Source organism: Stenotrophomonas sp. HMWF003 (assembly GCF_003061285.1).
In the GTDB taxonomy this organism is placed as follows: Bacteria; Pseudomonadota; Gammaproteobacteria; order Xanthomonadales; family Xanthomonadaceae; genus Stenotrophomonas; species Stenotrophomonas maltophilia_AP.
Genome location: NZ_QAIW01000314.1, coordinates 1 through 5,917 on the forward strand (window position 1 = coordinate 1; position 5,917 = coordinate 5,917).

Sequence of the window (5,917 nt, forward strand, 5' to 3'; positions counted from 1 at the left end):
AGCCGGAAGCACGCGCCACCGGCCGGCACCGACACGTATTCCAGGTTGGCCTGGTTGGCCTTGCACAGCTCGCGGGCGATATACAGGCCCAGCCCGGTGCCGTGCTCGGAGGTGGTGAAGAACGGGCGGAACAGCTGGTTGGCCACCGATTCGGGGATGCCGGGGCCGCGGTCCATCACGTCGATGACGGCGGCGCGTTCCTGGCGCGCCACGCGCAGCCGAACCCGTGCCGGTTCCTGGCCGACGCGACCGTACTTGAGGGCGTTGTGCACCAGCACGGTGAGGATCTGGTGCAGGTGGCGCGGGTCGACCAGGGCGTGCACCGAGGTTTCGGTGATGATCGGCTCGATGCTGTCGGTTTCCAGGGTGATGCCCTGTTTGTACTCCAGCACGAAGCGGCGTACGAACGCGGCCAGGTCCAGATTTTCCGGGTTGGCGCGTTCGCGCCGGGCCAGGCCGAGCACGCTTTCGACGATGCCGTTGGTGCGCTGGCACTGCTGGTGGATGATCTGCAGCAGGCGGCGGTCGGTGTCGCCGATGGCGGTGGATTCTTCCAGCAGCTGGGCGGCGTAGTTGATCGCCGCCAGCGGGTTGCGGATTTCGTGCGCCAGGCTGGCCGAGAAGCGCCCCATCGCCGACAACGTCAGCGATTCGGCGCGCCGCGAGACCACGGTGGAGTCGTCCAGGAACACCAGGGTGAGGTCGCTGCCGGCCAGCAGGCGGGCAAACCGCGGCTGCACTTCGGGCTGGTCCGGGGACAGCTGCAGCGGCGTCTCTTCGTTGGTCCAACCGTTGCGCCAGCGCAGCAGGCGGCGGCTCAGGTCCGGCGCGGCGCTGCCCAGTTCGAGCCGGCCGCTGCCGCCGTTGCCATCGGCGTCGCCGATCAGGGTGGAGGCCGCTTCGTTGGCCAGCGTGATGCGGTTGGCGCCGTCCACCACCAGCACGCCGGTGCGCATGCGGCGGATGATCAACTCGTTGATCTCGAACAGGTTGGCCACTTCGTCGCCGCGCTGGTTGGCCAGCTGCTGGTTGCGGCGCGCACGGTTGCCGACCTGGTAGCTGACGAAGGCCAGGGCCAGGTAGCTGGTGATGAACATGGCCAGCTCGGCCAGGGTGCGGGTGGGGTCGCCGCCTTCCAGCAGCTTCCAGACGTACTCCCCGGCGGTGGCGGCGCTGGCGGCCGCCGCGAGGCCCATGCCCAGGCTGAGCGGCAGCAGGGTGGCGGCCGCGGCGATGTTGAACAGCAGCGTCATCGAGATGCCGGCGCTGGCACCGGGCAGGGCGTGGGCGAGCAGGGTGGCGGCAATGATGTCCACCGCCACGCCGGCCACGACGATGCGGTGCAGCCAGCGCTCGCTGCGGCCCACCAGAAGGATCAGCAGCGCCAGGCCCAGGTAGATGCCGCTGACCCAGAACGCCAGGCGCGGATGGTCGGCCTCGCCAACGAGGGTATTGAGCGGGCTGAACAGCAGCGCGGCGATCACGGCGGTGATCAGCAGGCGATACAGCGCGAAAAAGTACAGCTCCCGCTTCGGTATCGATTCGATGCGGTCGATCAATGAAGCACTGGGTGACACGCCGGAACTCCCCTTCTGGCTGCCCTGGTAACGCCGAGCCAGGCTCGACGGCGTTTCAACGGCCTGGGCCGGCCCGTAGAGGGATCAGTATAGGCACGCCACCCCCTGAAGGGGCCTGCCAATCGCCCGATGCCGCGCAATCGGGCTGTCTCCGACCCGGCCGCGGTCCGGCAGGCCGGCCGCAACTGCCTGAATGACGGTGGAAATCTGTCTGGCCCTGCGGCGCCGGCTCGCGTGTCTTTGCGCCTGCGCGCCGGCTCGTCCACAATAGTGGGCCCGCCGCGGTCCGTGCCGGTGCCCCGTGAGGGAGCCTTGGAGATGCGTGCGGTCGTTCCTATTCCCACGGTGACGCATGAATTTCCACGAATACCAGTCAAAACAACTGCTTGCCGAGTACGGCATCCCGGTCCCGGCCGGCAAGGTCGCCGCTACCCCGGACGAAGCAGTCGAAGCTGCCCAGTCGCTGGGCCAGGGCCCCTGGATGGTCAAGGCGCAGATCCATGCTGGCGGTCGCGGCAAGGCAGGCGGCGTCAAGTTCTGCAAGACCACCGACGATGTGAAGGCCGCTGCGGCCAAGATGCTCGGCACCAAGATGGCCACCTACCAGACCGCCGGCGTCGAGCTGCCGGTCAACCTGGTGCTGGTGACCACCGCCGGCGAGATCGTCAAGGAACTGTACCTGTCGGTGCTGGTTGACCGTGGCACCAAGACCATCACCTACATCGCTTCTTCGGAAGGCGGCGTGGAGATCGAGCAGGTTGCCGCTGAAACCCCCGAGCTGATCCACTCGCTCAACGTCGACTTCGTTGAAGGCGTGCAGGGTTACCACGGCCGTGATTTCGGCTTCAAGCTGGGCCTGACCGCCAAGCAGGCCGGCCAGTTCGCCAGCATCATGGTGAACCTGTACCGCCTGTTCAATGAAAAGGACCTGGCGCTGGTTGAAATCAACCCGCTGGCCATCCTGGACGACGGCAACCTGTACGCGCTGGACGGCAAGTTCGACAGCGACGACAACGCCGCGTTCCGTCAGAAGGCCCTGGTCGCCATGCGCGACAAGACCCAGGAAGACGAAACCGAAGTGACCGCTTCGGAGCTGGACATCAACTACGTCACCATGGACGGCAACATCGGCTGCATGGTCAACGGCGCAGGCCTGGCCATGGCCACCATGGACGTCATCAAGCTCAACGGCGGCGAGCCGGCGAACTTCCTGGACGTGGGCGGCGGTGCCAACAAGCAGCGCGTAATCGAAGCGTTCAAGCTGATCCTGTCCTCGGACAAGGTCGAAGGCATCTTCGTCAACATCTTCGGCGGCATCGTCCGTTGCGACATGATTGCCGAAGGCATCATCGCTGCCGTGAAGGAAGTGGGCGTCAAGGTGCCGGTCGTGGTGCGCCTGGAAGGCACCAACGTGGAAGAAGGCAAGCAGCTGCTGCGTGACAGCGGCATGGCCATCATCCCGGCCGACAACATCAACGACGGTGCCAAGAAGGTCGTCGCTGCTGTCAAAGCCGCCGCCTGATCCGACACCGAAGGAAATCCAATGTCAGTTTTGATCAACAAGAACACCAAGGTGATCGTGCAGGGCTTCACCGGCCAGCAGGGTACCTTCCACGCCACTCAGATGATCGAGTACGGCACCCAGGTAGTTGGCGGCGTGACCCCCGGCAAGGGCGGCACCACCCACATCGACCTGCCGGTCTTCAACACCGTTGCCGACGCCGTGTCGGCCACCGGTGCTGACGCGTCGGTCATCTACGTGCCGCCGCCGTACGCGGCCGATGCGATCCTGGAAGCCGCAGCTGCCGGTATCAAGGTCATCGTGTGCATCACCGAAGGCATCCCGGTGCTGGACATGCTGCGCGTCAAGAACGTGCTGACCCGTGCCCATCCGGACACCGTGCTGGTCGGTCCGAACTGCCCCGGCGTCATCACCCCGGGCGAGTGCAAGATCGGCATCATGCCGGGCCACATCCACATGCCGGGCAAGATCGGCATCGTGTCGCGCTCGGGCACCCTGACCTATGAAGCGGTCAAGCAGACCACCGAAGTCGGCCTGGGCCAGTCCACCTGCATCGGCATCGGCGGTGACCCGATCAACGGCCTGAACTTCGTCGACTGCCTGAAGCTGTTCAACGAAGATCCGCAGACCCTGGGCATCATCATGGTCGGCGAAATCGGCGGCGACGCTGAAGAAGCCGGTGCCGAGTACATCAAGAACCACGTGAAGAAGCCGGTCGTCGGTTTCATCGCCGGTGCGTCGGCTCCGGCCGGCAAGCGCATGGGCCACGCCGGTGCGATCGCCTCGGGCGGCAAGGGCACCGCGGAAGGCAAGTTCGCCGCCATGGAAGCGGCCGGTGTTGTCACCGTCCGTTCGCCGGGCGACCTGGGCGCTGCCATCGCCAAGCTGGTGAAGTAAAACGCCGGCCGCCCCGCGGCCGACGTGTCGGTAGAGCTGACCGTTGGTAGAGCTGACCGTTGGTCAGCTGCGCGTAAAACCGACCATTGGTCAGCTACCAGAAAGGCCGCCTCCGGGCGGCCTTTCTGCGTTCTGGCGGTCGCCTGATCCTGCGATCAGCGCGTGCGTGGTTGCCGGGCAGAGCCCGGCACTACAATGGGCGTATTGCAACCACAGGCTGGACCTTCATGGCTTCGATCCGCATCGCGATGGCGCAGTTTGATTTCCCGGTAGGCGCCGTGGCGCAGAACACCGACAACATCATCGCGATGATTGCCGAGGCGCGCGATGAGTACGGCGCCGAACTGGTGGTGTTCCCGGAGCTGGCCATCAGCGGCTATCCGCCGGAAGACCTGCTGCTGCGTCCGGGCTTCCTGTACGACTGCGAGCAGGCGCTCAAGCGCATTGCCGCGGCCACGACCGGCATCGCCGCCGTGGTGGGCTGGCCGCAGGCCACCGGCTCGGTGGTGTACAACGCGGCCAGCGTGCTGCGCGATGGCAAGGTCGAGCACACCTACCGCAAGCGCGAGCTGCCCAACTACGCGGTGTTCGATGAGCGCCGCTACTTCGACGTGGACCCGGACGGCGGCAGCTGCGTGTTCGAGCTGAAGGGCGTGCCGGTGGGCGTGCTGGTCTGCGAGGACCTGTGGTTCGCCGAGCCGCTGGCCGACACCGTGCGCGAAGGCGCGCAGCTGGTGGTGGTGCCCAACGCCTCGCCGTACGAACGGGGCAAGCACGCCCAGCGCGATGCGCTGCTGGCCGAGCGCACCCGCGAGAGCGGGGCGGCGATCGCTTACCTCAACGTGGTCGGTGGCCAGGACGCGCTGGTGTTCGACGGCGCCTCGGTGGTGGCCGATGGCGATGGCACGGTGCACCCGGCTGCCGCCGCGTTCACCGACCAGTGGCTGGTGGTGGACTACGACGCCGACACCCGCCGCTTCCTGCCGCGCGAGTGGATCGACGACGGCGATGAAAGCATGGACGCGCTGGCCTGGCGCGCGGTCACCCGCGGGATTCAGGACTATTGCCGCAAGAACGGCTTCAAGAAGGTGTGGCTGGGCCTGTCCGGCGGCATCGATTCGGCGCTGGTGCTGGCCATGGCGGTGGATGCGCTGGGCGCGGACAACGTCACCGCCGTGCGGCTGCCGTCGCGCTACACCGCTGACATGTCCAACGACCTGGCGGCCGAGCAGTGCCGCGCGCTGGGCGTGAAACTGGACGCCGTTTCGATCGAGCCGGTGTTTGAAGGCCTGATGGCCGCGCTGGGCCCGATGTTCGAAGGCCAGGCCGCCGATGTGACCGAAGAGAATCTGCAGTCGCGCGCCCGCGGCGTGATCCTGATGGCGCTGTCGAACAAGTTCGGCGGGCTGCTGCTGACCACCGGCAACAAGAGCGAGTATGCGGTCGGCTACGCCACCATCTACGGCGACATGTGCGGTGGCTATGCCCCGCTGAAGGACCTGTACAAGACCGAGGTGTTCGGCCTGTCCAAGTGGCGCAATACGGTGGGCGGTGCGCCGGTGATCCCGCCGGCGGTGATCAGCCGCCCGCCCTCGGCCGAGCTGCGTGCCAACCAGACCGACCAGGATTCGCTGCCGGCCTACGACGTGCTGGACGGCATCCTGTACCGCTACGTGGACCAGGAGCAGTCGCGCGAGGAGATCGTGGCCGCCGGGTATGCCGCCGAGGTGGTGGACCGCGTGCTGCGCCTGGTGCGCACCAGCGAATGGAAGCGCCACCAGGCGGCGCCGGGCCCGAAGGTGTCGCGGCGCGCGTTCGGGCGGGAGCGGCGGTACCCGATCAGCAACGGGTACAAGGGCTGAGCCGGGGCGGCGCCGACCAGACGCCGCCCCGATCCGGTCAGCGCAGCGCGTCCTGCGGT

The 5,917-nt window shown here is 67.0% G+C and carries 4 protein-coding genes; 3 read left to right on the forward strand and 1 reads right to left on the reverse strand.

Annotated elements, in window-relative coordinates:
* On the reverse strand, window positions 1-1,577 hold a 1,577-nt coding region (locus tag DBR34_RS12830), incomplete at its 3' end, for an ATP-binding protein (protein WP_128097079.1).
* Window positions 1,578-1,929: 352 nt separating this feature from the next.
* Here DBR34_RS12830 and sucC point away from each other — a divergent pair.
* The 3 genes from sucC (at window position 1,930) to DBR34_RS12845 (ending at window position 5,858) form a co-directional block, all read left to right on the forward strand.
* The gene (gene sucC / locus DBR34_RS12835) at window positions 1,930-3,099 is read left to right on the forward strand and encodes an ADP-forming succinate--CoA ligase subunit beta (RefSeq protein ID WP_038686637.1); all 1,170 of its coding nucleotides are present in this window, start codon (window positions 1,930-1,932) and stop codon (window positions 3,097-3,099) included.
* Window positions 3,100-3,120: 21 nt separating this feature from the next.
* On the forward strand, window positions 3,121-3,996 hold the full coding sequence (gene sucD, locus DBR34_RS12840; protein WP_128097080.1) for a succinate--CoA ligase subunit alpha: 876 nt from the start codon (window positions 3,121-3,123) through the stop codon (window positions 3,994-3,996).
* Window positions 3,997-4,223: 227 nt separating this feature from the next.
* Complete coding sequence (locus DBR34_RS12845) at window positions 4,224-5,858, forward strand: NAD+ synthase (RefSeq protein WP_128097081.1); 1,635 nt, start codon at window positions 4,224-4,226, stop codon at window positions 5,856-5,858.
* The last annotated feature ends 59 nt before the right edge of the window (window positions 5,859-5,917 follow it).

Coding starts and splice junctions, on each gene's coding strand:
- sucC (WP_038686637.1), top strand. CDS start 1,930: ATGAATTTCCACGAATACCAGTCAAAACAACTGCTTGCCGAGTACGGC.
- sucD (WP_128097080.1), top strand. CDS start 3,121: ATGTCAGTTTTGATCAACAAGAACACCAAGGTGATCGTGCAGGGCTTC.
- DBR34_RS12845 (WP_128097081.1), top strand. CDS start 4,224: ATGGCTTCGATCCGCATCGCGATGGCGCAGTTTGATTTCCCGGTAGGC.